Source organism: Geodermatophilus sp. SYSU D01186, assembly GCF_054050215.1.
The window spans coordinates 97715-121260 of the sequence record NZ_JBJGYW010000012.1; the positions used below are offsets into that span (position 1 = coordinate 97715).

General features: G+C 75.1%; 28 protein-coding genes and 1 riboswitch. Of the genes, 13 read left to right on the forward strand and 15 right to left on the reverse strand.

All coding sequences use genetic code 11. From position 1 onward, the window contains the following. Positions 1-10: 10 nt before the first annotated feature. The 3 genes from ACI784_RS11180 to ACI784_RS11190 are packed head-to-tail and all read right to left on the reverse strand — an operon-like array spanning position 11 to position 1475. Positions 11-388 (reverse strand): type II toxin-antitoxin system death-on-curing family toxin, encoded by a 378-nt coding sequence (locus tag ACI784_RS11180; protein ID WP_457013518.1) that lies wholly within the window; start codon positions 386-388, stop codon positions 11-13. Next, positions 385-582, reverse strand: a complete 198-nt coding sequence (locus ACI784_RS11185) for a ribbon-helix-helix protein, CopG family (protein ID WP_457013545.1) — start codon at positions 580-582, stop codon at positions 385-387. Before ACI784_RS11185 ends, ACI784_RS11180 begins: the two co-directional genes overlap by 4 nt. A 44-nt stretch (positions 583-626) precedes the next feature. Next, entirely contained in the window at positions 627-1475 is an 849-nt protein-coding gene (locus tag ACI784_RS11190; protein WP_457013519.1) for a carbohydrate kinase family protein, read from the reverse strand. 158 nt (positions 1476-1633) lie between these two features. Between ACI784_RS11190 and ACI784_RS11195 the strand changes: the two genes are divergently transcribed. Continuing rightward, the gene (locus ACI784_RS11195) at positions 1634-2242 is read left to right on the forward strand and encodes a hypothetical protein (RefSeq protein WP_457013520.1); all 609 of its coding nucleotides are present in this window, start codon (positions 1634-1636) and stop codon (positions 2240-2242) included. Between the two features lie 7 nt (positions 2243-2249). Here ACI784_RS11195 and ACI784_RS11200 read toward each other — a convergent pair whose 3' ends face one another. Then, the gene (locus tag ACI784_RS11200; RefSeq protein WP_457013521.1) at positions 2250-2768 is read right to left on the reverse strand and encodes an HAD domain-containing protein; all 519 of its coding nucleotides are present in this window, start codon (positions 2766-2768) and stop codon (positions 2250-2252) included. Positions 2769-2971: 203 nt separating this feature from the next. Between ACI784_RS11200 and ACI784_RS11205 the strand changes: the two genes are divergently transcribed. Next, complete coding sequence (locus ACI784_RS11205; RefSeq protein WP_457013522.1) at positions 2972-3343, forward strand: hypothetical protein; 372 nt, start codon at positions 2972-2974, stop codon at positions 3341-3343. A 23-nt stretch (positions 3344-3366) separates the two neighbouring features. Here ACI784_RS11205 and ACI784_RS11210 read toward each other — a convergent pair whose 3' ends face one another. Further along, a complete protein-coding gene (locus ACI784_RS11210) occupies positions 3367-3864 on the reverse strand; it encodes a C40 family peptidase (RefSeq protein ID WP_457013523.1) in 498 nt (165 codons plus the stop codon). Between the two features lie 15 nt (positions 3865-3879). Next, a riboswitch (cyclic di-AMP (ydaO/yuaA leader) is annotated at positions 3880-4006 on the reverse strand. Positions 4007-4365: 359 nt separating this feature from the next. Here ACI784_RS11210 and ACI784_RS11215 point away from each other — a divergent pair. Genes ACI784_RS11215 through ACI784_RS11225 form a run of 3 tightly spaced genes read left to right on the forward strand, consistent with a single transcriptional unit; the run spans position 4366 to position 5181 of the window. Next, on the forward strand, positions 4366-4530 hold the full coding sequence (locus tag ACI784_RS11215) for a hypothetical protein (RefSeq protein ID WP_456923948.1): 165 nt from the start codon (positions 4366-4368) through the stop codon (positions 4528-4530). Between the two features lie 46 nt (positions 4531-4576). Next, positions 4577-4903: an NAD(P)-dependent oxidoreductase gene (locus ACI784_RS11220; protein WP_457013524.1), complete on the forward strand. Its 327-nt coding sequence runs from the start codon at positions 4577-4579 to the stop codon at positions 4901-4903. A 53-nt stretch (positions 4904-4956) separates the two neighbouring features. Next, entirely contained in the window at positions 4957-5181 is a 225-nt protein-coding gene (locus tag ACI784_RS11225) for a hypothetical protein (RefSeq protein WP_456923947.1), read from the forward strand. A 47-nt stretch (positions 5182-5228) separates the two neighbouring features. Here the strand turns inward: ACI784_RS11225 and ACI784_RS11230 are convergent, their stop codons facing one another. Beyond that, positions 5229-6128: an SMP-30/gluconolactonase/LRE family protein gene (locus tag ACI784_RS11230; protein ID WP_457013525.1), complete on the reverse strand. Its 900-nt coding sequence runs from the start codon at positions 6126-6128 to the stop codon at positions 5229-5231. Between the two features lie 44 nt (positions 6129-6172). Here ACI784_RS11230 and ACI784_RS11235 point away from each other — a divergent pair, with 44 nt between their 5' ends. Both ACI784_RS11235 and ACI784_RS11240 read left to right on the forward strand, forming a co-directional pair. Continuing rightward, a complete protein-coding gene (locus ACI784_RS11235) occupies positions 6173-7015 on the forward strand; it encodes an NmrA/HSCARG family protein (protein WP_457013526.1) in 843 nt (280 codons plus the stop codon). 96 nt (positions 7016-7111) lie between these two features. Beyond that, positions 7112-8071, forward strand: coding sequence for a hypothetical protein (locus tag ACI784_RS11240; protein WP_457013527.1), 960 nt, complete (start codon positions 7112-7114; stop codon positions 8069-8071). 102 nt (positions 8072-8173) lie between these two features. On the opposite strand, the gene ACI784_RS11245 is transcribed toward ACI784_RS11240, so the two are convergent. Then, complete coding sequence (locus ACI784_RS11245) at positions 8174-9337, reverse strand: RtcB family protein (protein WP_457013528.1); 1164 nt, start codon at positions 9335-9337, stop codon at positions 8174-8176. Positions 9338-9453: 116 nt separating this feature from the next. On the opposite strand from ACI784_RS11245, the gene ACI784_RS11250 reads away from it, so the two are divergent. Next, positions 9454-9993: a hypothetical protein gene (locus tag ACI784_RS11250; protein ID WP_456923941.1), complete on the forward strand. Its 540-nt coding sequence runs from the start codon at positions 9454-9456 to the stop codon at positions 9991-9993. A gap of 9 nt (positions 9994-10002) precedes the next feature. Here ACI784_RS11250 and ACI784_RS11255 read toward each other — a convergent pair whose 3' ends face one another. Together ACI784_RS11255 and ACI784_RS11260 are read right to left on the reverse strand one after the other, a co-directional pair. Then, positions 10003-11544 carry a protein kinase domain-containing protein gene (locus ACI784_RS11255; RefSeq protein WP_457013529.1) on the reverse strand — a complete coding sequence of 514 codons (1542 nt, stop codon included), beginning with the start codon at positions 11542-11544 and terminating at the stop codon, positions 10003-10005. Between the two features lie 11 nt (positions 11545-11555). Further along, positions 11556-11987 (reverse strand): ATP-binding protein, encoded by a 432-nt coding sequence (locus tag ACI784_RS11260; RefSeq protein ID WP_456923939.1) that lies wholly within the window; start codon positions 11985-11987, stop codon positions 11556-11558. A 116-nt stretch (positions 11988-12103) separates the two neighbouring features. Here ACI784_RS11260 and ACI784_RS11265 point away from each other — a divergent pair, with 116 nt between their 5' ends. Both ACI784_RS11265 and ACI784_RS11270 read left to right on the forward strand, forming a co-directional pair. Next, on the forward strand, positions 12104-12454 hold the full coding sequence (locus tag ACI784_RS11265; protein ID WP_457013530.1) for an STAS domain-containing protein: 351 nt from the start codon (positions 12104-12106) through the stop codon (positions 12452-12454). A 10-nt stretch (positions 12455-12464) separates the two neighbouring features. Beyond that, a complete protein-coding gene (locus tag ACI784_RS11270) occupies positions 12465-14669 on the forward strand; it encodes a SpoIIE family protein phosphatase (protein ID WP_457013531.1) in 2205 nt (734 codons plus the stop codon). A 2-nt stretch (positions 14670-14671) separates the two neighbouring features. Here the strand turns inward: ACI784_RS11270 and ACI784_RS11275 are convergent, their stop codons facing one another. The 5 genes from ACI784_RS11275 to ACI784_RS11295 all read right to left on the reverse strand — a co-directional run bounded on the left by ACI784_RS11275 (position 14672) and on the right by ACI784_RS11295 (position 20833). Then, positions 14672-16354 (reverse strand): PHA/PHB synthase family protein, encoded by a 1683-nt coding sequence (locus ACI784_RS11275; protein ID WP_457013532.1) that lies wholly within the window; start codon positions 16352-16354, stop codon positions 14672-14674. A 370-nt stretch (positions 16355-16724) separates the two neighbouring features. After that, positions 16725-18392, reverse strand: coding sequence for a GAP1-N2 domain-containing protein (locus ACI784_RS11280; RefSeq protein ID WP_457013533.1), 1668 nt, complete (start codon positions 18390-18392; stop codon positions 16725-16727). Further along, positions 18389-19558 (reverse strand): TRAFAC clade GTPase domain-containing protein, encoded by a 1170-nt coding sequence (locus ACI784_RS11285; RefSeq protein ID WP_456923934.1) that lies wholly within the window; start codon positions 19556-19558, stop codon positions 18389-18391. The genes ACI784_RS11280 and ACI784_RS11285 overlap by 4 nt, the downstream gene beginning before the upstream one ends. Positions 19559-19565: 7 nt before the next feature. Further along, a complete protein-coding gene (locus ACI784_RS11290; RefSeq protein ID WP_172442492.1) occupies positions 19566-19703 on the reverse strand; it encodes a hypothetical protein in 138 nt (45 codons plus the stop codon). A 26-nt stretch (positions 19704-19729) separates the two neighbouring features. Then, positions 19730-20833: a serine/threonine-protein kinase gene (locus tag ACI784_RS11295; protein ID WP_456923933.1), complete on the reverse strand. Its 1104-nt coding sequence runs from the start codon at positions 20831-20833 to the stop codon at positions 19730-19732. 118 nt (positions 20834-20951) lie between these two features. Here ACI784_RS11295 and ACI784_RS11300 point away from each other — a divergent pair, with 118 nt between their 5' ends. The 3 genes from ACI784_RS11300 (at position 20952) to ACI784_RS11310 (ending at position 22599) form a co-directional block, all read left to right on the forward strand. After that, positions 20952-21188, forward strand: a complete 237-nt coding sequence (locus ACI784_RS11300; RefSeq protein ID WP_456923932.1) for a FitA-like ribbon-helix-helix domain-containing protein — start codon at positions 20952-20954, stop codon at positions 21186-21188. Next, positions 21185-21580 carry a type II toxin-antitoxin system VapC family toxin gene (locus tag ACI784_RS11305; protein WP_457013534.1) on the forward strand — a complete coding sequence of 132 codons (396 nt, stop codon included), beginning with the start codon at positions 21185-21187 and terminating at the stop codon, positions 21578-21580. Before ACI784_RS11300 ends, ACI784_RS11305 begins: the two co-directional genes overlap by 4 nt. Before the next feature lie 71 nt (positions 21581-21651). Beyond that, on the forward strand, positions 21652-22599 hold the full coding sequence (locus ACI784_RS11310) for a chitosanase (RefSeq protein WP_457013535.1): 948 nt from the start codon (positions 21652-21654) through the stop codon (positions 22597-22599). Positions 22600-22608: 9 nt separating this feature from the next. Here the strand turns inward: ACI784_RS11310 and ACI784_RS11315 are convergent, their stop codons facing one another. Continuing rightward, positions 22609-23544, reverse strand: a complete 936-nt coding sequence (locus ACI784_RS11315) for an MBL fold metallo-hydrolase (protein ID WP_457013536.1) — start codon at positions 23542-23544, stop codon at positions 22609-22611. Positions 23545-23546: the final 2 nt, after the last annotated feature.

Sequence of the window (23546 nt, forward strand, 5' to 3'; positions counted from 1 at the left end):
CGCCGAGCGGTCACCGCCGAGGAGCCGTGCCCGAGCGCAGGCGCTCGGCGATCGGCTCGATGTCGTCCAGTTCTCCGGACGCGACCGCGATGGCGAGGTCGTACGCCTCGTCGTTCGACAGCGTCAGTCGCAGGCCGTTGACGCCGTAGAAGGCGATGGTCGCGGCCAGTGAGAGTCGCTTGTTGCCGTCCACGAGCGGGTGGTTCCGTGCGAGCGAGTGCAGCAGGGCCGCTGCCTTCTCGTGGATGGTGGGGTAGGCGTCCTCGCCGAACGCGGTGGACCGCGGTCGGGCCGCAGCGGAGTCCAGCAGACCGACGTCTCGCAGGTCGACCTCGCCGATCGCTCGCCCGGCGACGTGCAGGAGGTCGTCGACGTCCAGGAAGATCACTGGCCGAGACGCTCCAGCGCCTCGGCATAGCGGGGGAGTTCCTCGTCGAGCACGCGGTCCAGGAGCTCGCGCTTGCTGTTCCGCTCGATGTAGTCGCGGACCGCCTGCCGCGCGACGTCCTGCATCGACCGGCCCTCGAACTCGGCCCGGCGGCGGAGGGCTTCGGTCTCCTGGTCGTCCAGGCGCAGGGTCATGGCCACGATCGGATGGTATCGCTTGTGATACCACGCTCGACGGATCAGGACGGCGGCTGTGCGCCCACCACGCCGGCGACCACCGCGGCCGCCGCGTGCCCCCTGCGGACGGCGTCCAGCACCGACTCCCCGGCGCACCAGCCGGCCAGCACGCCGGCGGCGAAGGCGTCCCCGCAGCCGGTCGTGTCCCGCACCGACGCCAGGGGCTCGACCGGCACCTCCGCCGTCCCGGAACGGGTCAGCACCCGCGTCGGCCGGTCACCGGCGTGCACCAGCCTGAGCCCCGGCGCCCACGCGGGCAGGCCGCCGTCCAGCCCCAGCACCGACGCCTCGGCGGCGTTGGCGAACAGGACGTCGGGTCGCAGCCCGGCCAGCAGTTCGCCGTACTCCTCCACGCCCGACTCGCGGATCCGGGTCGCCGCGGCGACGTCGACGCTGACCGGCACCCCGGCGTCGTGCGCCAGCGACGCCGCGGCCCGCAGCGCGACGGGGAAGCGCAGCAGATCGTAGCCGTCCAGGTAGAGGACGGCCGCGTCGGCCACCCACTCGCGGCGGAGGTCGGCCGGCTCCAGCCCGCCCTCCCCGCGGTCGGCGAGCAGCGTGCGCTCGCCGTCCAGGTGGACCAGCACCGTCGTCAGCGGCGTCCGGCCGCGGCGCACCACCGCCGTCTCGACCCCACGCTCGGCCAGCCGCGCGAGCAGCCCGTCGGCTACCGGGTCCGCACCCGCCCAGCCGGCCAGTCGCGCCGGCATCCCCAGCCGCGCGAGGTTCGCCGTCACGTTGGCCGGTGCGCCGCCCGCGGACGTCGTCCGCACCACCCGCTGCTGCCCGCCGGTCACCAGCGGTCCGGACAGCTCCAGCACCTGGTCGGCCACCAGCTTGCCGAGCGCCACGACCGGACCTGCGCCTGGGGGACGGGGCCAGCGCGGGACGTCCACGGGGACAGACTGCCCCGACCGCCACTCGCCGACAGCCCCCGACGACGGCCGCACCGTGGGACCCTCCCTGTCCGGAGGGAGCTCCGCGCCCTCCGCAGCCGAGGTGATCGCCGATGTCCGGATCGTGGACCGCGCCGGGCCGGCTGCTGCGAGCACCGGCCGGCCTCGCGGCGTGCCTGCTCGCCGGGTGCGCCGCTGCCGGGGGCAGCGGGGCCGAGCCCGGGCCCTCCCCGGAACCGGCGCCCGACTGGTCCGACGCCATGTACAGCGTGACCTGCGACGGGATCGTCCCGGGCGGCTTCCGGGCGGACCTCGACGGCGGGGCCGCGCGTGTGCCCGCCGACGCGAGCCGGAGCCCGTACTACGAGTACTACGACGTCCGTTTCGTGGCCAGCGCGAGTGGTGACGTCGACGGGGACGGCGAGCCCGACACGGTCGTGCTGCTGCAGTGCTCCCCGCAGCCGTCCAACGGGATCCTCGACGAGGTCCAGGTGTTCGCCGCCGACGGGGAACGGCTCGCGGTCCTGCCCAGCCCGCGCACGCTGCAGGAGTCGACGGTCCTGACGCCGCTCTACGACCCGACCGCGCTGTCGGTCCGGGACGGCGACATCGTGGCCGGGATGTGGGCCTACGCGCCGGAGGACAACCGTGCCGAGGGCCCGTCCATCCCGATCACCGTGCGGTGGCACTGGAACGGCCGCGACTTCGTCCGCGTCTCGTAGCCGAACCTCACAGCCACGCCTCGATCTCGTCGAGCTGGGCGTGCGTGAGCCCGACGCCCAGGGTCGGTGCGACCACCAGCACGTGCGGGTGGGCGGCCAGCCACTCGCCGGTGTCGGCGGCCTGCTCGGCGAGGTCGTCGTCGATCCAGACGATGCGTCGTCCCGGCTCGGCCTCGGCGACGACGCGGGCACAGGCCAGCTTCCACCAGTCCGTCGCCCTCCCGAGCGGCCCGCGGAAGCCGGTGGGCGCGGCCCCCTCCCGGGCGTGCACCCTCAGCCCGCGCGGGAGCCCCATCGGCTCGGCCAGCAGCCGGTCGGCGTCGCAGGCCCAGGTCGTCAGCCACTGGATCTCCACCCGGCCCGACTCGTGCAGCTCGCGCAGCCGGGCGGTGACCGTCGGGTCCCACGACAGCACGAAGCCGTTGAACGTCCCGCGTCGCCAGCCCTCGGGGAGGTCCCTGCAGGCCGCGTTGAGCACGCCGTCGACGTCCAGCAGCAGGATCGGCACGTCTCCACTCGCGGCCATGGCCACCGTCGTACCCGAGCGCGGCCCCTTCCTGGCGTCGCGCCCGGCTGACCCGTCGCCGTCCGTCACCTCGACGGCAGAGCGGGCACCCACACGGGCGACTTCGCCGTCCGGGACGTTCGGCACCCCGGCGAGCGGGGCAGCGAGGTGGTTCGCTGACTGTCCGCCGGTCGTCCGGTGGAGCACGGAACCAGGGGGAGCCAGTGTCCGACCACCTCGAGTCACACCCGGGTTCGAGCCGCGTCGAGACGCCGATTCCCTGCCGCCGCCTCGCCCGCGGCCACGCCCCGCACCCGGCGCACGTCCGGCTGGCGCAGGCCGACGACGCCCACTGGCAGCCGGTCGTCGTGATGGGTGCCGTCGGGGACGTCGTCACGCTGGCCGTCGGCGACGAGCTGCAGCGGCACCGCAACCACGACACCGGCCACCTGGCGGACCTGGTCCGCGAGGCGGGACCCGAGGCGTTCGTCAACACCCGCCTCGGACTGCTGTTCCTGCACTCCTGGCCGCGCGACGCCGGCTCGGTCTTCTCGCTGCAGCCGGCCGACCAGCCGCCGGTGCCCTGCCGCCACTAGCGACAGGACACCGGCAGAGCAGGTCAGGCGATGCGGCGGGCGCCGGCGTAACTCGGCATGTAGCTCACGTTGTCGACCCTCACCGGCTGCCCCGGCCGCAAGGCGTGCACCATCTTGCCGTTGCCGATGTACATCGCGACGTGCGAGACGGGGCGGTAGAAGAACAGCAGGTCACCTGGCTGCAGGTTGTCGCGGGAGACCGCCACCCCGGCGCCGGACTGCGCCCGGGCGGTGCGCGGGAGCCCGACGCCGGCCGCCCGGTAGGCGAACGAGGTCAGGCCGGAGCAGTCGAACGCGTTGGGGCCGGAGGCGCCCCAGCGGTAGGGATCGCCCACCTGGGCGAGTGCGGTGTTCACGGCGCTCTGCGCCGCCGGGCTGGCGACCGCCGCGGCCGACACGGCGGTGGTGTCCGGGGCGGCCGAGGCGGTGGCGGGTGTGAGGGCGATCCCGGCGCCGGCGATCGCGGCGACCGCGATCCCACGGATGGTGCGACGGGCTGAGGACGTGCGGGCAGTCGTCATCGACGACGGTTCTCCTGTTCCATCCGTCCGCCTACCGGGTTAGCTGTCGGGTTCGGGCGGGAGGTCGCCCGGCACGGCAACAGGCCGTGTTTCACCCCTGTGCTTCGGTGGGTCCCCGGTCCGGGCGCGGCAGTGGCCACGCCCCTGTTCGGCGGGGTCCGACGGGTGTCGCCACGGTTTCGGCAACGGGGGCCCGTCGGGACCGCAGAGGACGCTAGACGCACGCGCGCGGCCACGCCGGGCGAGCGCCGGCGCGAGGGCGCCCGGGCGAGACGCGGGCCGACACGCGCGCGACACGCAGTCCCACCACGTCGGACACCGGGACCAAGGTCCCGTCGCTGCTGGCAATTGGGCAGGTCAGCGAAGTCAAGGGCAGTTGGACCCCATGCGGAGTGCCCTGACCGTCCGTAGGGACGACCCCACGTATCGCCACGGGAACCTCGGTGGTTGGCCGGGCCGTTGGGCGGGCACGATCAACGCAACCAACCGAGGAGGAACCACATGGCCGGCATGATCCGGAAGCTCGTGGCGTCGGGGATCGCGGCGAAGGTCATCCAGGAGGCCCGCAAGCCGGAGAACCAGGCGAAGATCAAGAAGTTCATCGCCGACTACCAGGCCAAGCAGAAGGGCGGCGGCAAGGGCTACGGCCGGGGCCGCGGCTACTGATCCACCGCCCGGCAGCGGCCCCTCCCGGATCCCCGGGCAGGGGCCGTTGCCGCATGCTCTGACCTGCGCCGCCGAGCTCGCCCGGATGAAGCCGACCGCGATCCTGGTCAACACCTCGCGCGGCCCGATCGTCGACGAGGCCGCCCTCGTCCGGGCCCTGCGCGACGGCCGCATCGCCGGGGCAGGCGTCGACGTCCACGACCGGGAGCCGCTGCCCGCCGACGCCCCGATCCGGACCGCGCCGAACACCGTCCTCCACCCGCACCTCGGCTACGTCACCCGCGCCACCTACGAGGTGTTCTTCCGCGACGCCGTCGAGGACGTCGCCGCCTTCCTCGCCGGCTCCCCGGTCCGCGTCCTCGCCCCCGCGTGAGCGCCGCCCGCCCCGGGTACCCACCCCCGCACCCAGGACGAGGAGGTCCGGAGATGACAGAGGGCAACATGACCGGCCGCCCCTACGGGGGCGCCAACGAGGCCACCGGCGGCAACCCGGGCGAGCGCGAGGAACCCGACCTGGTCGGGCCGCCGTCGCAGCAGGAGGAGCCGCGCGCAGCCCAGGGCGGCACCATGGGGACCGTCGACCCCAGTGTGCCCGGCAGTGACGGGCAGCCGCGCCCGGCGGAGCCGCCTCCCGGCGCCACCGGGAGCTGACCCCCGGTCAGCCGGAGGAGCGGGACAGCCGGCGGACGTCCGCCTGACTACGGCCGGCCGGCGTGGGGGACGTCGACCTCGGTCGCCAGCAGCACCGCCTCGCGCACCGGCGCGCGGTTGTGCTCGTAGAAGTCCGGCGCGCAGCACATCAGCAGCGTGCGGCCGTCGTCCCCGCCGAGCATGCAGGCGTACACCCCGAGCCCGGACGGCGCGGAGATCTCGTCGACCACCCGCCCGCCCTCGGCCACCCGCACCAGCCGGCCGCCCACCGCGTCGGCGGCCCAGATCAGGCCCTCGGCGTCCAGCGCGCAGCCGTCCGGGGCGACCACCAGCTGACCGAGCACCTCGTCGACCGTCGTCCCGGTGACCTCGGGGCCCAGCGACGCCCAGACCCGCCGGTTGGTCAGCGACCCGTCGGCGCCCAGGTCGAAGGCGGTGTACCGGTTGCCCAGCGTCTCGCCGACGACCAGCGTGCCGCCGTCCGGGGTGATCACCGAGCCGTTCGGGAACTGCAGCCCGTCGGCGGCGACGCTGACCGTGCCGTCCGGGTCGACCCGCTTGAGCGACGCGGTCGCCGCCGCGCCGCCGCCCATCAGGTCGAAGCCGAAGTCGCCGACGAACACGTGCCCCTGCGCGTCCACGACGAGGTCGTTGAGGTGCCCCCCGCAGTGCCGGGCGAGGTCGGCGTACGTGCTGAGCGACCCGTCGGCGTACCGGAGCACGCGGCGGTCCTTCATCGACACGACCACCAGCGAGCCGTCGGGCAGCCAGCCGAGCCCCGACGGCTGCTGCTCCACCTCGACCACGACCGTCTCCGCGCCGTCGGCGGCCACCCGGCTGACCGTGTGGCGGTAGAAGTCCGACACCCACCAGGTGCCCTCGTGCCAGCGCGGGCCCTCGAAGAACCCGCCGCCCTCCAGGACCGTCCTGAGCTGCCGCTCTGCCATGGTCGGGCACCCTAGGGGGACCCGACCCCCTGGAGGAGTACCGCATGCCCGACCCCGTGATCGCCGTCGTCGGAGCCACCGGACAGCAGGGCGGCGCCACCGCCCGCGCGCTGCTGGACGCCGGCGCCCGGGTCCGCGCGCTGGTCCGCGACCCGGCGAAGGCCCACGACCTCGCCGACCGCGGCGCCGAGCTGGTGCGCGCCGACCTGCAGGACCCGGCGAGCCTCCGGACGGCGTTCCGCGGCGCCCAGCGGGTGTTCGCGATGACGACCCCGTTCGGCGCGGGCGGCCCGGAGGTGGAGGTGGCCCAGGGGATCGCGCTGGCCGACGCGGCCGCCGACGCCAGCGTCGAGCACCTGGTGTTCACCTCCGTCGGCGGCGCGGAGCGGTCCACCGGCATCCCGCACTTCGAGAGCAAGCGCCGCGTCGAGGAGCACATCGCGATCCTCGGCCTGCCGGCGACGATCGTGCGGCCCGTGTTCTTCATGGAGAACCTGCCGTGGATGGTGGCGGCCGACGGCGCCGAGGTCGTCGTCCGGATGCCGCTGCCGGCCGGTGTGCCGCTGCAGATGATCGCCGTCGCCGACATCGGCGCGGTCACCGCCGCCGTGCTCGTGGACCCCTCGCGGGTGCCCGGCGGCAGCATCGAGATCGGCGGCGACGAGCGGACCGGCGAGCAGATCGCCGCGGCCTTCGGCGAGCGCGCCGGGCGGCCGGGCCGCTACGAGGCGCTGCCGCTGGACGGCCTCGACGAGGACTCCCGGGCGATGTTCGCCTGGTTCGCGCACCCGCCCGCCTATCGCGCGGACGTCGCGGCGACCCGCGCCCTGGCACCGGGCCTGCGCGACCTGCCGGCCTGGCTGGCCGGCGGCGGCTGGAGCGGCTGAGGCCGGCGCCGCACGTCCATCCCGACGCTCGAGCCCGGGCGCCGGGCGAGCCGGTTCTGCGACGATCCTGACGTGGGCTCTGCGCGTCAGGGACTCGTGGAGTGGATCGCCGCGCCCAGGCGGGCCGACGTACTACCTCAGTGGACCGAGCGCCTGTCCGTCGTCATCCCCGCAGCGCTCGTGAGCGTCGGTCTCGGGATCTTCGTCCAGGCGTGGTCCGCGCACATCGGGTTCTACGAGCAGTTCGGTCTCCGGCCCGAAGAGATCGGACTGGACTACACGATGGTCATCACCCAGGCCGGGACGGCTGCCGTGATGGTGACGGGTCTGGTCCTCATGATCGGGCTGTTCTTCCATGCGCAGGCGTCGTGGTTCTTCGCGAAGCGGCGCAGCAGGATCGCGCTCATCCGCATCGGCGTGGCCGCGGTCGTGATCAGCGCGTTCCTGGGCCTGGTCATCGCACCCTTGACGGTCGGCACTGAACGGCAGGTCCTTCTCTTGCTGTGGACCTCACTCGATCTCGTCGTGGTCGCAGGATTCCTGTTCTGGGGCTACACCACAGGACATCGGGGCCTGTCTCTGACGCTGGCGACGCTCGTGTTCGCCGGTGGACTGGTGGTGGCGTACCACACCGGCGTGTCGACAGGTCGCACCCTCATCCGTGATGCCAGTGCGGCGGTCCAGCAGAGCCAGGACATTCCGGTCATCGCCCCGCCTCCTCTGGTCAGGCTCGTGTCCTGGCCGACCGTGGACGTGGAGGTCTCCGTTCCCGCAGACGCGTCGCCGCCACGTCGGGGGACTGATCTGGAGTCACCGAGGGCGGTGGGCTTCTATCTGCTGGGCTCCAGAGACGGTTCGTTCGTCCTCTGGGACGTGTGCCTCGACACGATCGTCTTGATGCCAGGGGACACGACCGTGCTGACCCATCGCGACGAGAGCGTCGGAGTCAGAGCCGTGGCTGACCAACGAACCGAGGCCGACCAACAAACGGGGGGCAGCGGCTTCGCAAGCGGCGGCGGAGGCGGCTTCTCCTGTGGTGGCGGGGCCGGCATCTAGGACGGCGTCTCGACACGGAACTCCGTATGCGGGAGCTCGTGCTCTGCCCACGGTGGTGGGCAGAGCACGAGCTCCCGCAGGAGGAGGTGCCGCCTGGAGCGCTCAGTCGCCCTTCACGTTGACGATCTGCCGGAGCGTGTGCCGGATCTCGACCAGATCGGCGGCGTCGGCCATGACGACGTCCACCGGCTTGTACGCGTCCGGGTGCTCGTCGAGGAACGCGTCGGAGCGGCCCCAGGCGATGCCCGTCATGCGCCGGTCGAGGTCGGCCCGGGTGAACAGCCGCCGCGCCTGGCCGCGGGAGTGGTTGCGCCCCGCCCCGTGCGGCGCCGACATCAGCGACTCCGGGTTGCCCTTGCCGACGACGACGTAGGACGCCGTCCCCATGGAGCCCGGGATCAGCCCGTCCTGCCCCCGCCGCGCGGAGATCGCACCCTTGCGCGAGAGCCACACCGAGCGGCCGTAGTGCTCCTCGCGCTCGGTGTAGTTGTGGTGGCAGGAGATCTCCACCTGACGCTCGACCTCGGTGGTCAGGAACCGCGAGACCTGCTCGGCGACGCGGTCCATCATCTCCGCGCGGTTGAGGGAGGCGAACCGCTGCGCCCAGTGCAGCGCCTCGACGTAGGCGTCGAACTCCGGCGTCCCCTCCTCGAGGTAGGCGAGGTCGCGGTCGGGGAGGTCGAGCCTGCGGGCCCGGGCGATGTCCTGCGCCACCCGGATGTGCTTGGACGCCAGCCGGTTGCCCACCCCGCGCGAACCCGAGTGCAGGAACAGCCACACCCGGTCGGCCTCGTCCAGCGACACCTCGATGAAGTGGTTGCCCGAGCCGAGCGACCCCAGCTGCAGCGGCCAGTTGTGCGCGACGCCGTCGGCCTGCGCCACCCCGGGCAGGTCTCGCAGCTCGGCGACCCGCGCGGCCGCCGACTCGCGCAGCTTCTTGTTGTAGCGCCCGGCCGACAGCGGGACCGCCCGCGAGATCTGCTCGTGCAGCACCGACAGGTTCCGGCCGCGCACGTCGTCGCCGGTGAACTGGGTGCGGACGGCGTTCATCCCGCACCCGATGTCCACCCCCACCGCCGCCGGGATGATCGCGCCGTCGGTCGGGATCACCGACCCGACCGTCGCCCCCTTGCCCAGGTGCGCGTCGGGCATGAGCGCCATGTGTGGCTTGACGAACGGCATCGACGCCGTCCGCTCGGCCTGCAGGCGCGTGGTCGGCTCCAGGATCGACGCCCAGTTCAGCAGGCGGTCGCTGATCTTCTCCACCGCGGTGCCCTACCCCGGCCGGGGACCTCCGTCCCGTCCGCCACGGACCTCCGGACGCCGCGCTGCCGCGCCCGCGGGGCCAGCATCGGGACGACGACCGATGGAGGAGAAGAGCGATGACGACGGCACTGGTGGTCCACGAGTCCCTGTTCGGCGACGGCCGCACGATCGCCCGCGCGATCGCCGACGGGCTGTCCGCGCGGATGCCCGTGACGGTGGCGGCCGCGCAGGACGCCCCCACGATCCTCGGCCCGGAGATCGGGCTGCTCGTCGTCGGCGGTCCCAACCACGTGACCGGCATGGCCCGCCCCGCCACCCGCGAGGGGGCCAACCGCGACTACGGCCTGCACGTCGACCCGCAGGCGGGCCTGCGCGAGTGGCTGGAGGAGGTGCACATCGACGGCCCGGCCATCGCCGCGGCCGCCTTCGACACCCGCATGGACCACCCCAAGGTGGTCACGAAGCTCGACCACGCCTCGAGGACCGAGGAGAAGCTGCTGCGCCACCTGCACTGCCGGATCGTCGCCCCGGCCGAGCACTTCTACGTCACCTCGGTGCAGGGGCCGCTGCTGGCCGGGGAGGAGCAGCGGGCCCGCGAGTGGGGCGCCACGCTCGGCGCCCAGTGGGAGGCCCGGCTGGCCGCCGCGAACGGCTGACGACGACCGTCAGTCCCGCCCGCGGTCGCCCTTGTCCTTGTCCTTGTCCCTCCCGCGGCGGTCGCGCTCACCGTCGTCGCCGTCCTCGTCGGTCGGCTGCGGCTCGGTCGTCGGCGCGGCGGTCGTCGGTGGCGGCGGCGGGGCGACCGCGTGGGTCACGGCGATCGTCGTGCCCACCGGCACCTCGCCGACCGGGTCCAGCGCCATCACCCGCCCGGCGGGGACGTCGGCCGTCTGCACCGGCCGCAACTGCACGACGAGGTCCAGCCCGGTGAGCTCGGCCTGCACCTGGGCCACCGGCCTGCCCACGTACTCCTCGGCGGTCAGCCGCACCTGCACCACGCGCGGCGCCGGCGGGGTCGTCGGGGGAGCGGACGTCGTCGGTGCGGCGGGCGGGGGTGTGGTGGCGCTCGCGGGCGCCGGGTCGCCACTCCGCGCGGCGAGGAACACCGCGCCCGCGACGGCGGCGACCACGACGAGGGCCACGAGCAGCGGCACCAGCAGGCGCCGCGGCCGGCCGCCGTCCTCGTCGTGCACCTCGGGGGCGCCGGCCACGGGCGGGACCGGGCCGACGTCGGCAGCAGGCACGGCGCCGGCGGCGGGCACCGCGGGCAGCACCCGCGTCGTCGGCTCCGGGCCGACCGCCGGCATCACCAGGGTGTCGGCGCGGTCCGGCTCGGCCGCGGCCGGCGGCGCCCGGTGCCGCCCCGGGGAGTGCTCGGCGACGACGTCGTCCACCGCGGCCAGCAGCGCCGCGCCGTCCGGGATCCGGTCGGCCGGCTCCTTGGCCAGGGTGCGCTCGACCAGCCGGCGCACCGGCTCGGGGACGTCGTCCGGCAGCGGGTCCGGGGTGTCGCGCAGCTGCCGGAAGGCGACGTCGACCGGGTCGGGCCCGTCGACCGCCCGGCGGCCGGCCAGGCACTCGTAGGCCACCATGCCCCAGGAGTAGACGTCGCTGGCCGCGACGGCCCTGTCGCCCCGCACCTGCTCCGGCGCCAGGTACTGGGCGGTGCCGACGACGTGGCCGGTGCGGGTGACCGCCGCGTTCGCCGCCGACCACGCGATGCCGAAGTCGGTGATCTTGACGGTGCCGTCGGGGGCGACGAGCACGTTGCCCGGCTTCACGTCCCGGTGTACGACGCCCGCCGCGTGGGCGGCGGCCAGCCCTGCGGCCACCTGGCGCAGGATCGCCAGCGTCCGGTCGGGGGTCAGCCGGCGCTCCCGCTGCAGCACCGCCGCGAGCGGCTCGCCGTCGACGAGCTCCATCACGAGGTAGACCAGCCGGTCGCCGCCGGCCAGCTCGGGCTCGACCTCGCCGTAGTCGTGCAGGACGGCGATGTTCGGGTGCGCCAGCCCCGCCGACAGCCGGGCCTCGGTGCGGAAGCGGGTGAGGAAGACGGTGTCGCCGGTGTACTCGGGGCGCAGCACCTTGACCGCGACGGTGCGGCCCAGGACCAGGTCGCGGGCACGCCAGACCTGCCCCATCCCGCCGGTCGCGATGGGGGAGAGGAGTTCGTAGCGGTCCTGCAGAACCGAGCCCGGCAGGTGCATGTCCGCAGCGCTCAGCCCGGGTCCACGAGGCGCAGCGGCGGGGGAGAGGCCAGCCGCTTCTCCAGGGTCACCCGGTGCCGGCCGTCGGACTCGTGCCGGAAGTCGAGCCGGTCGACCAGCGCCTGCATGAGCAGCAGGCCGCGGCCGCCGTCCAGCGGCCCCCGGTCGGTGGCCTCGGGCAGCGCGTCGGGGTCGAAGCCCTCGCCGTCGTCGAACACGCTGATCCGGCACATCGCGTCGTGGATGGCGACCTGCACCTCGTACTCGGCGTGCTCCCCGGCGTGGTGGACGACGTTGGCGCACGCCTCGGTGAGCGCCAGCGTGACCTCGTCGACGATGGTCCGCTCCACGCCCAGGTGCTCCAGGGCCTGCCGGCACAGCCCGCGCACGAAGGGCACGCTGGTGCTGTCCACCGGCAGGCGGACGGTGAAGGCTATGTCCATCCCGGGCCGTCCATCCGAGGGCTGTCCGTCCGTGCGCTGTCCATCCGAGTTCCCCCTCCGTGCCCGATGGCCCTTACCCTGCAGTAGCAGGGCGACGACGACGAGGGGACCGAACCGTGCTGTTCGAGGTGGAACGGACGACGGTTCTCGGGCGACCGGCGCTGAGAGTACGCGGCGAGCTCGACCTCGCCACCGCCCCGCAGCTCGGTGCGGCAGCGGAGTCACTGCTGTCCCAGCAGCCCCGTTCCGTGGTCGTCGACCTGACCGAGACCACGTTCCTGGACTCCTCCGGAGCCCGGCAGCTGGTCCACCTCGCGCGGGCGGCACGGGCCGCCGACGTCGCGCTGCAGGTGGTCTGCCCGCGTGACAACCGGCCCGTGCGGCTGGTCGTCGAGCTCCTGGAGCTGCAGACCTCCGTGCCGATCGTCGAGTCGGCCTCGCTCACCGAGGGAACGGCCGGCCCGTAGGGTCGCGGCGGTGACGTCGACCGTCCCCCAGCCCGCCCTCCCCGACGACGCCCTGGCCCGCTGCGCCGACGAGCCGATCGCCGTCCCCGGTGCGATCCAGCCGCACGGCGCGCTGCTGGCCGTCACTGAGCCCGACCTCGCCGTCGTCGTCGCCTCGGCCAACGCCGCCGACCTCCTCGGCCGCGCGCCGGCGTCCCTGACCGAGCTGCTGGGCCCCGCCGACCTCGACCGCCTGCGCGCGGGGCTGGCGGGGGACCTCGCCGAGCTCAACCCGCTGCGGGCCACCGTGGACGGCGTCGAGCTCGACGTCGTCGTCCACCGCGCCGACGGGCTGCTGCTCACCGAGTGGGAGCCGGTCGAGGGCGCCGGGCAGGCCGGCGCGGGCTGGCACCGCCGGCTGCCCGCGGTGCTGCAGCGGCTGTCGGCGACCACTGGCCTCGATGAGCTGACCGCGGTGCTGGCCCACGACGTCCGTGAGCTCACCGGCTTCGACCGAGTGATGGTCTACCGCTTCGACGCCGAGTGGAACGGCGAGGTGGTCGCCGAGGACCGCCGCGCCGACCTCGAGCCGTTCCTCGGTCTGCGCTACCCGGCCAGCGACATCCCCGCCCAGGCGCGTGCCCTGTACGCGGTGAACTGGCAGCGGCTGATCCCCGACGCCCGCTACCGCCCGGTGCCGCTGGCGCCGGCGGCGAACCCGGCCACCGGCCGCCCGCTGGACCTCTCCGGCTCCGTCCTGCGCAGCGTCTCGCCGGTGCACCTGGAGTACCTGGCCAACATGGGCGTCGTCGCCTCGATGTCGGTGTCGCTGATCGACCGCGGCCGGCTGTGGGGCCTGGTCTCCTGCCACCACTACGCCGGTCCGCACCGCCCCTCCTACGCCGACCGCGTCGCCGCGGAGTTCCTGGCCCGCACCGCCTCGCTGCTGCTGCACACCGCCGTCGAGACCGTGGACCGCGACGAGGTCGTCGGCGTGGCGCAGCGGCAGGCGCAGCTGGTCGCCGCCGCCGGCCGCACCCCGCGCGACCCCGCCGCCGCGCTGACCAGGGGCGGGGTCACGGTGCTGGACCTGCTGCCCGCCGCCGGTGCCGCGGTGCGGCTCGGTGGGCGGCTGCACCTGCTGGGCAGCACCCCGCCGGCCGGCCGGGTGCCCGGGCTGGTCACCGCCCTGCTCGCGACTGGGGAGCCGGCCACCGACGCGCTGGGCCGGGTCGTCCCGGCCGCCGCCGACGTCGCGGACACCGCCAGCGGCCTGCTCGCCGTGGAGATCGGCGGCGGCAGCGGGGACTTCCTCGCCTGGTTCCGACCCGAGACGCCGCGCGAGGTCACCTGGGGCGGCAACCCGCACACCGCCAAGACCGTCGAGACCGACGCCGGGCCGCGACTGAGCCCGCGCCGCTCCTTCGCCGCCTGGAGCGAGACGGTGCGCGGGACGGCCACGCCGTGGCGCGCACACGAGGTCGCCGCCGCGCAGGCGCTGACGGCCCACCTCGCCGGGTCGGCGCTGCAGCGGGCGGGGGAGGACAACCGGCTGGCCGCCGTCCTGCAGCGCACGCTGCTGCTCGAGCAGCTGCCGAAGGTGCCCGGGCTGGCGCTGGCCGCGCACTACCGGCCCAGCGCCGCGGACGTCGTCGGCGGCGACTGGTACGACCTGGTGCCGCTGCCCAGCGGCCGGGTGTCGGTCGTGATCGGGGACGTCGCGGGCCACGGTCTGACCGCCGCGGCGATCACCGCGCAGCTGCGGCACGCGCTGCGGGCCCACCTGCTGCGCGACGCCGGCCCCGGCGCCGCCCTGTCCGGCCTCGGCGCGCTGGTGGCCGCCCTGCTGCCCGGGGAGCTGGCCACCGCCGTCGTCGCGGAGGTCGACCCGGCCACCGGCGCGGTCGCCGTCGCCAGCGCCGGGCACCTGCCGGTCCTGCACGCCACCGCCGGCGGGGCCACGCTGGTGACCGCCGGCCGCGGCCCCGCCCTCGGCCTGCTCGACCGGGCCGACTACCCCGAGGCGCGGCTGCAGCTGGACGCCGAGGACCGGCTGCTGCTGTTCAGCGACGGCCTGGTGGAGCGCCGCGACGTCCCGCTGCCCGAGCGGCTGGACGCGCTGCGGGCCGCGGCGACGGCCGGCCGCGACCCGGAGGCGCTGCTCGCCGACGTCCTCGCGGCGCTGGACCCCCCGGACGCCGACGACGTCACGATGGTGGGCCTGGGCCGCGCCTGACGTCAGGCCGGCACGCGGTCCAGCACGTAGAGGCCGGGGGCCGCCTCCTGCGGCGGGTGGTCCTCGCTGCCCAGCTCCTGCGGCGCGGGCACCTCGTCGCCGGACCGGGCGATCGTCCAGTCCGCCCAGTGCTCCCACCAGCTGCCGGTGTGCCGCTGCGCGCCGGCCCGCCAGTCCTCGGGGTCGGGGCCGAGCGGGCCGCCGGTCCAGTAGCTCATCTTCGGGTTGCCCGGCGGGTTGACCAGGCTCTGGATGTGGCCGCTGGAGCTGAGCACGAACTCGGTCGGGCCCGACATCAGGTGGGTGGTGCGGTAGGTGCCCTTCCACGGGGTGATGTGGTCGGTGAGGGCGCCGACCACGAACGTCGGCACGGTGATGCGACCCAGGTCGACCGGGGTGCCGAGCACCGTCTCCGCACCCGGGCGGGTCAGCGTGTTCTCCCGGAAGATGCGCAGGAACTGCTCGTGCAGCGCGGCCGGCAGGTTGGTGCCGTCGGCGTTCCACTCCAGGACGTCGAACGCCGGCGGCGCCTCGCCCATCAGCCACTGGTTGACCAGGTAGCCGAACACCAGGTCGTCGGGGCGCATCCAGGTGAAGACGCTGCCCATCGACCGCGCCGGGATCACCCCGCGGGTGCGCGACAGCCGCCGGGCCAGGCCGACGGTGGAGCGTCCGGCGAAGGCGCCGAGCGGCGCCGGGGAGTTGAAGTCCAGCAGCGTCACGCCGTACGCGGCGCTGTGGATGCTGTCGTCGCCGACGGCGGCCAGGTGGTTGAGCAGCGTGGTCTGGACGATCCCGCCGGCGCAGATCCCGATGGTGTTGACGTCGGGGGAGCCGGTGACCTGCCGGGCCACCGCGACCGCGCGGCGGATCCGCTCGGCGTAGGTGTCGAGGTCCCAGTGCGCCTGCTTCCGCGTCGGGTTCCGCCAGCTGATCATGAAGACCTGCAGGCCCTGGGCGACGGCGTGCTCCACGAAGCTGCGGCCGGGGGCGAGGTCCAGGAAGTAGAAGCGGCCGATCGGCGGCGGGACGACGACCAGCGGCCGCTCGCGGACCCGCTCGGTCGACGGGGAGTACTGGATGAGCTCGATGACGTCGTCGCGGTAGACCACGGCACCCGGGGTGATGCCGAGGTTGCGGCCGACGCGGTACGCCGAGCGGTCGGTCTGGGTGGGCAGGCCGCCGTTGTGCAGGACGTCGCCCAGCAGCGCCTTGGTCCCGCGGACGACGCTGCCGCCGCCGGTCTCCAGCGCCCGCTTGAGCGCCGCCGGGTTGCCCAGCAGTGTGTTGGTGGGCGCCGCCGCGCTGGTCAGCGCGTTGATGGTGAACCGGGCCCGCTCCACCTCGCGCCAGTCCGCGCCGTCGGCCTCCATGCGGTCGACCAGCCGCTGCAGCGCCGACCCCCACGCGAGGTAGCCCTGGCCCAGCCGCCGGTAGCCGGGGTTGTCCGTCCAGGCCGGGTCGGTGAAGCGCTTGTCCCGCGGGCTCGGCGCGATGCGGTCGGTGCCGCGCACGATCTCGACGAGGTCCTTGCCGAGCTGCACGCTCTCGGCCGCGATGGCCCGCGGCCGGCCGAGCAGTGCGGCGACCCCGCCGAGGCGGCCGACCGGCGCCGCGGCGGCGACGTCCTCACCACCCCCGGCGGGGACGGAGTGGAGGGGGCGTTCCTGCGCAGCCTGGCTCACGTGCTCTCCTCGCGTTTGGGGCCCGTGGGGCCGACGTTAACGAGAGGGAACCGTCCGCGACGAGGCCCAAAGTCCCTGGGGTGGGATGGGGTGCGACACACTCCCCGGGAGCTCGTGCTCTGCCCCCGCAGGGGTGGGCAGAGCACGAGCTCCCGCGGGGTGACCCGGGGTCAGTCGCGGCGGCGGCGTGGGGGGGGGGGGGGGGGGGGGGGGGGGGGGGGGGGGGGGGGGGGGGGGGGGGGGGGGGGGGGGGGGGGGGGGGGGGGGGGGCGGCGCGGGGGGGCGCCACCCCCACCCTCGCCCGGCGCCCCGGCCCCCCCGCCCCGCCGCCCCCCCCCCCCCCCCCCCCCCCCCGCGGGGTGACCCGGGGTCAGTCGCGGCGGCGGCGTCGGCGCGGGACGTCGTCCTCGGCGCCGCGGCTGCGGGCGAAGGACTCGGCCAGCTCGGCGGGCCAGCCGTCGTCCACCAGCAGCAGCGCCAGCGACCGGCCCAGCACCGTGTCGACGTCCCGCGCCGGCAGCTCCGAGCCGAACACCACCTCGCGCAGCGCCCACCCGTGCCCGGCGGTGCCGCCGGTGGCCACCGCGGCGGCGAGCTTCTCCACCCCGGCGACGTCCAAGCGCAGCGCGGCCCAGCGCAGCACCGGCGGCAGCGCGGACGCCGGCAGGAGCGACTCCAGCCGGCCCAGCCAGCGGACGTCGGCCACCAGCAGGTGCCCGAGCAGCGCGCGGTGCTCCTCGTCGAAGGCGCCGCCGTCCGCGCGCCACTGCGCCTCCAGCGCGTCGCCGACCACCCGTCGCCGGGACGCCAGCAGGGCCAGCTCCCACCGGTCGTCGGTCAGCCGCAGCAGGGGCAGCCGGACGCCGAGGCTGAGCGCCTGCTCGACGAGCAGCCCGGCCGCGCGGTCCAGGCGGGCGATCCGCCGGCCGCGGCCCACCTCCTCGGCCAGCGCGGCGCACAGGTCGCCCTGGGTGAGCCCGGCGAGGGTCACGGCGGTCTCGGCGGGCCCGTCGGCGCCGTCGAACACCTCGTCGAGCAGCGCGGCCAGCACCTCGGACCGCACCCGCCCGGCCACGTCCGCCGACCGGCGCACCGACGCCCGCAGCGCCGTGGCCACCGGCGGCTCGGCCGCGGCCAGCGCCAGCGCGTCGGCCGTGTTGTGCCCGCGGCCCAGCCAGCCCGTGGCACCGTCGGACTCCAGCACGCACGCCACCTGCTCGGGGGTCAGGTCGGCGGCGTCCTGCTCGGCCCACTCGTCGGCGAACAGCCAGGCGTCCAGCCGGCGCAGGTCGCCGATCGGGTCCGGCGGCAGGTCGCCCTTGCTGGCGGCGGCCAGCAGCGACCGCGCGCGCTCGGTGTCGGCCGGGCCCGCGGTCGCGCCGGCCGGCCCGGAACCCAGCACCACCGCCACCGCGGCGGTGTCGCCGTCGTCGGCCTGCGGGTCCGCGGTCAGCGAGACGCCCGACGTCAGCGCCCGCGGCAGTACCGCGGCGACGACGTCGGCCACCTCGCGGCCCGACGGCGTGCGTCGCGGCAGGGTGCACCCGCCGGAGCCGGCGGCGAGCGCGGCCAGCACCCGCGCCAGCAACGGGGTGAGGGCGTCGACGTCCTCGGCGGTGAGTGCGGGCGCGGTGCGCTCGGCCGGCGGCACCCGCAGCGGCGGCAGCTCGGCGGTGGGGACGGCGTCCGCGTCGAGCGCGTCCAGGAACCGGCCGGTGCGGCGCAGGGCCAGCAGCTCGCGCAGGCCCAGCCGGTCGCCGTCGTCCCACAGCAGGTGCACGAGGTAGTTGCCGGGCCGGCCGAAGCCGTCGGCGCGGGCGGCCACCTTGCGGTAGAGCAGCCGGCCGGTGCCGCGGTGCACCAGCCCGAACGCCTCCCCCGCGTCGGGGGTGAACCCGACCAGCGCGCCCAGCGCCTTGCGGGTGCGGCCGACCTCGGCCGGCCAGTCGGGGGAGTGGGCGAAGACGCCGAAGCCCGGGCCCTCCAGGGTCCGCGGCGCGGAGGTGTAGACCGCCTGCGCGTACGCCCGGGCGCTCATCCGAACCACTCGCCGCGCACGGCCGAGCCGGCCTCCTCCGGGTCCAGGCCCTCGGCGGACAGGAAGCCGTGGCGGGCCAGCAGCACCAGCAGCGGGTCCAGGCACCCGACGGGGGAGATCTCCGGGTAGCCGCCGTCTCGCGCGTCGGCGCCCGTGGCCGACACCGCGTGCACGGTGGGCCGCGGCAGCCGGTTGAGCACCGCGGTCAGCAGGTTGGAGCCGCCCTTGACCTCCAGGAAGTCGACCAGCCGGGAGCTGGTGGCGCGCACGTCGGCGAACCAGTGCGGCAGCGGCATCGCGGTCAGGTCGGTGTCGCGCAGCGCACCGGCCGGGAAGTCGGGCAGGCCGCGCAGCTTGTCGGCCTTGGTGACCACGACCGACGCCGAGACGCCCTCCAGCGGGGCGTCCGGGTGCAGGTTGCGCGCCGTGCGCAGCAGGTTGGCCAGGTTCACCACCATCTGGGTGTGCCGGGCCAGCCCCATCGACTCCTCACCCGGGTCGGCCAGGTGCCGCAGCCGCGGGAAGACGCCGGGGGCGAGCAGCACCAGCACCGAGGACGCCGCGTAGAGGAACTTGCCGTACTGGCCCATGTCCTCGGCGCGGTACAGCTGCTCGCCGGACGCGTCGAAGAAGACGAGGTTGACCGCCCGCTCGGCGCCGCCCCGGCCGGTGCCGCGCAGCACCAGCATGAACGGTTCCGGCGAGCTGCCGGGGCCGAGCAGCGGCAGGGTCAGCGGCAGCTGGCGGCGCTGCACCATGAGCCGGTAGCGGTAGTCGTCGAACCGGGCCGCGCTCTCCTCGTCCATCTCCACCGAGATGCCGAGCGGGGCCAGCGCACCCTCGTGCAATAGGTCGATGAGCACCGTCAGGTAGGTGCTCTTCGACGCCCCGGTCAGCCCGACCAGGCCCACGACGATCGTCGCGCGGTCCAGGTAGTCCGGCGGCAGCCGGTGGCCGTTCGGGCAGGTGGGGCTGACGCTCGCGGCGGCCGCGACGGCGGCGTCCCGGGGGGTGGGCGGCGGCGCCGGCTCGGCCCGCAGCGGCTCCAGCAGCCGCTGCCAGCGGGTGCGCCGCTCCACCGGCGGGCGGCGCGGGACGCCGGCGGCGTCCCGCCACACCGGGGTGGTCAGCGGCTCCAGGCAACGCGGGCAGACGCGGCGCTTCATCGCTCGCTCAGCGGACGAAGAGGACGAAGAAGACGACAGCGGTCGCGCAGAACACCGCCAGCAGCACGCGCTGCCGCTCGCGGTAGCGGTGCCGCCGGGCGTCCAGCCGCTGCTGGGCCAGCGCCCGCTCGTACATGCCGGACACGGTGGGGGGCCTCCTCGGGGACGGGGTCAGAAGACGACGTGGTAGGCGATGGCCAGCACCAGCCCGGCGACGATGCCGAGCAGCACGGCCACGGCGACGGCGGCGGCGAAGCCGGCCCGGGTGTCGGCGACCGCCCGTTCCAGCCGGGCGAGCTCGTAGCGCGCCGCCTCGACGACCGCACCGACCGACTGCAGGTCGCGCATCGTCGTCCGCGGGTCGGGGATCTGCGAGGTGCCGCCCAGCCAGCGGGTCTGCTGCTCCACCTGCCGGGCCAGCGCGGACAGCGACGGCCGCTTCTCCGGGGCGAACCGCAGCGCCTGGGTGACGCTGTCGAGCAGGTTGGGCGGCACCTGCGACAGGTTGAGCCGGCCGCCGCGCAGGGCGAGGAAGTAGTCGGAGTCGGACATGGTGTCGTCCGGGTCGACCGGGTGCACCGCGCCGGCGGCGAAGGCGATCACCATGCCCCAGCTGTAGACGTCGCTGGCCTCGGTGAGCGCGGCGCCCTGCAGCTGCTCCGGGCTGGCGAACAGCTTCGTGCCGAGCACCGCCATGCCGGTGGTCGCGGTGCCCGACGGCGGCTCCGGGCCGATGTACCGGCTGATCCCGAAGTCGACCAGCCACACGTCGTTGCCCGAGATGATGATGTTGCCCGGCTTCACGTCGCGGTGGACGACGCCGGCGGCGTGCACGTCGCGCAGCGCGCGGAGCAGGCCGATCGCGATCCGGCGCAGCTCCTCGGCGTTCAGCCCGGCCGAGCGGTGGGCGAGGAACTCGTCCAGCGGCGTGCCCGACACGTACTCCTGCACGTAGTAGGGGGCGTCGGCGGCGAGGTCCTGGTCGACGATCCGGGCCACCCGGGAGCTCTTCACCCGCGTGGCGTTCTCCACCTCGCGGGCCAGCCGCTTGCGGGCCAGGTCGGGGGCGGCCTCGGGCAGCCGCTTGATGACCACCAGCGGGCCGTCGTCCCCGGTGGAGCCGACGAACAGGTCGGCGCCCTGGCCGCCGCGGGGCAGCCGGCACATGAGCGTGTACGGGCCGATGCGGTCGGGGTCGCCGGGTTCCAGGAGGTGCACCTGGCGGGTGCCGGCCAGGTCGGCGACGGCTCCGGTGGGGTCGAGCGCCTCGTCCACGGTGCGGGGCCTCCCGGGTCGGCGACGGCTGGACGACGACGGTAGAACGCGAACCTGGGAGCGGAGGTTCTCGAGACGGTGGCATGCAGAGTGCATGCACCGCTGCGACAATGATGGCGTGCCCGTTTCCATGACGATCCGCGACGTGCCCGACGAGACGCGCGCCGTCCTCGCGGCTCGGGCGGCCCGCGCGGGCCAGTCGCTGCAGGAGTACGTCCGGGCGCAGTTGAAGACGTTGGCCGAGCGGCCGACCCCGGAGGAGCTCTGGGAGCGGGTGGAGCAGCGGGTGCGAGCCACGGGCACCCGGTTGTCGACCGCGGAGATCCTCGAGGCGAGGGACGCCGACCGCCCGTGACGCTCGTGGTCGACGCCTCCGCGGTGCTGGCTGCCCTCGTCGACGGCGGGGACGAGGGCACGTGGGCGCGCCGGGAGCTCGGCGGGGAGGCGCTCGCGGCTCCCTCGCACCTGCGGGTCGAGGTGTCCAGCGCCCTCCGCCGGGCGGTCCTCGGCGGACGACTGAGCCGCGATGTCGCCACCCTGGCCCACCGCGATCTCGTGCAGCTCAGCGTGACCTCGTTCCCGTTCGAGCCGCTGGCGTCGCGGGTGTGGGCGCTCCATCCCACGGTCACGGCGTACGACGCCGCCTACGTGGCGCTCGCCGAGGAACTCGGAGCGCCGCTCCTCACCCTCGACCGCCGGCTGGCCCGGGCGAGCGGTCCGGCGTGCGACTTCGTCCTGCCGGCGTGATCAGACGGAACACACAGGTCCGTCCGGGACGTTGGTCCTCGGAGCGGTGGGGGCGGACGTCAGGGGAGTGGATGAGCGGGATCGGCACGGGCACGCGGCCCCGGACGGCGCCGCACCGCCATGCCGCGCCCCGGCGTCGTCCGCCCCGGTCCGCGGTGCTGGCCGCCGTGGGCCTGGCCGTGCTGCTGGCGCTGCTGGTCGTCGTCGTCCCCCGGGTCGGCGGCGAGCCGGACGACCGGCCGGCCGCGACGACGACGGAGGCGGGCCCGACGCCGGTGGACACCGCCGACCTCAGCGACCCGGCCAAGCGCGACGTCGCGATGCAGCTGGTCTCCAGCGCCGAGAACTCCACCCTGGACTGGCAGGACCAGTACGGCTACATCGAGTGGGACGTCGAGGGCGTCGACGCGGAGAACCGGGGCTACACCGCCGGGCTGATCGGCTTCTGCAGCGGCTGCGGCGACATGACCCGGCTGGTCGAGTACTACACGAGCATCGCGCCCGGGAACCGGCTGGAGGAGTACCTGCCCGCCCTGCGCGAGCAGCAGGAGCTCGGCATGGGCAACGTGACCCAGGAGGGCCTGGGCCCCGCCTTCGTCGCCGACTGGCGGGCCGCCGCGCGTGACCCGCTGTTCCGGGAGGCGCAGGACCACGTCGTCGACACCGTCTACTTCGACCCGGCCGTGCAGCAGGGCATCGCCGACGGCGTGCACGCCCTCGGGCAGTTCGTCTACTTCGACGCGCTGGTCATGCACGGTCCCGGGGACGACGCGCTGAGCTTCGGCGGCATCCGCACCGCAGCCCTGGCCGACGCCAGCCCGCCCGCGCAGGGCGGCGACGAGGCCGAGTGGCTCGACGCGTTCCTCGACGCGCGGGTCGCGGCCATGCAGAACGAGCGCGCGCACCGCGACACCAGCCGGGTCGAGACCGAGCAGCGGCGGTTCCTGGAGGAGGGCAACCTCCACCTGGACACGCCGCTGCTCTGGTCGACGTACGGCGACGCCTACCGCATCCCCTGACCCCGCGGGTCAGGCCAGGCAGGTCAGCGGCCGGCCGCCGTTGTAGGTGATCATCTCGTCGACGATCTGGTGGTAGTCCAGCGGCACGCCCTGCGGCTCGCCCCGGAGCTCGGAGTAGGCGCGGTGCAGGTTGCCGACCAGCCGCTCGGGGTCGGTGAGGCCGGCGAAGTCGCCGAGGTCGGTCCGGCGCGCCACCTCCAGCGGGGGGTCGCCCGCTGCGAAGCCCTCGCGGGCCCGCTCCTGCACGAACCGCAGGTACTCCAGCTGGCCGGCGATCACCCCGCCGTCGCACACCGCGCCGTGCCCGGGCACGAGAGTTGCCGGGTCGAGCGCCTGCAGCTCGGTCAGCGCGTCGACCAGCCCCTGCACCGACCCCATCACCACGAACGGCGTCCCGCCGTTGAAGACGAGGTCGCCGGCGAAGAGCAGGCCCCGCTCGGGCACCCACATGGTGACGTCGTTGGTGGTGTGCGCCGGCTGCCCCACGTACCGCAGCGTGGTGGCGACGTCGTCGCAGTAGACGGTCACCGAGTCCTCGAAGGTGACCGTGGGGGCGGCGATCTCCAGGTCGCCCCACTCGACGCCGGGGAACCACTCCTTCGTCTCCAGGCCCACGGCCAGCATCGTCTGCCGGCACAGGTCGTGCCCGACGATCGTGGCCTGCGGGAACAGGTAGTTGCCGTAGGTGTGGTCGCCGTGGTGGTGCGTGTTGACGATCGTCTGCACGGGGATCTCGGTCAGCGTGCCGACGGCGTCCTTGAGCCCCTGACCGCGGGCGGCGGTGAACGCGGTGTCCACGAGGGTGACCCCGCGCCGGCCGACGTGGACGCCGGCGTTGTTCAGGCCCCAGCTGCCGTCGAGCTGGACGAAGGCGTGGAAGCCGCCCCCGAGGTCCTCGATCGTCGGCGGGGGCAGGACGGCCGTGTGGGCGTTGGTGGTGCTCACGG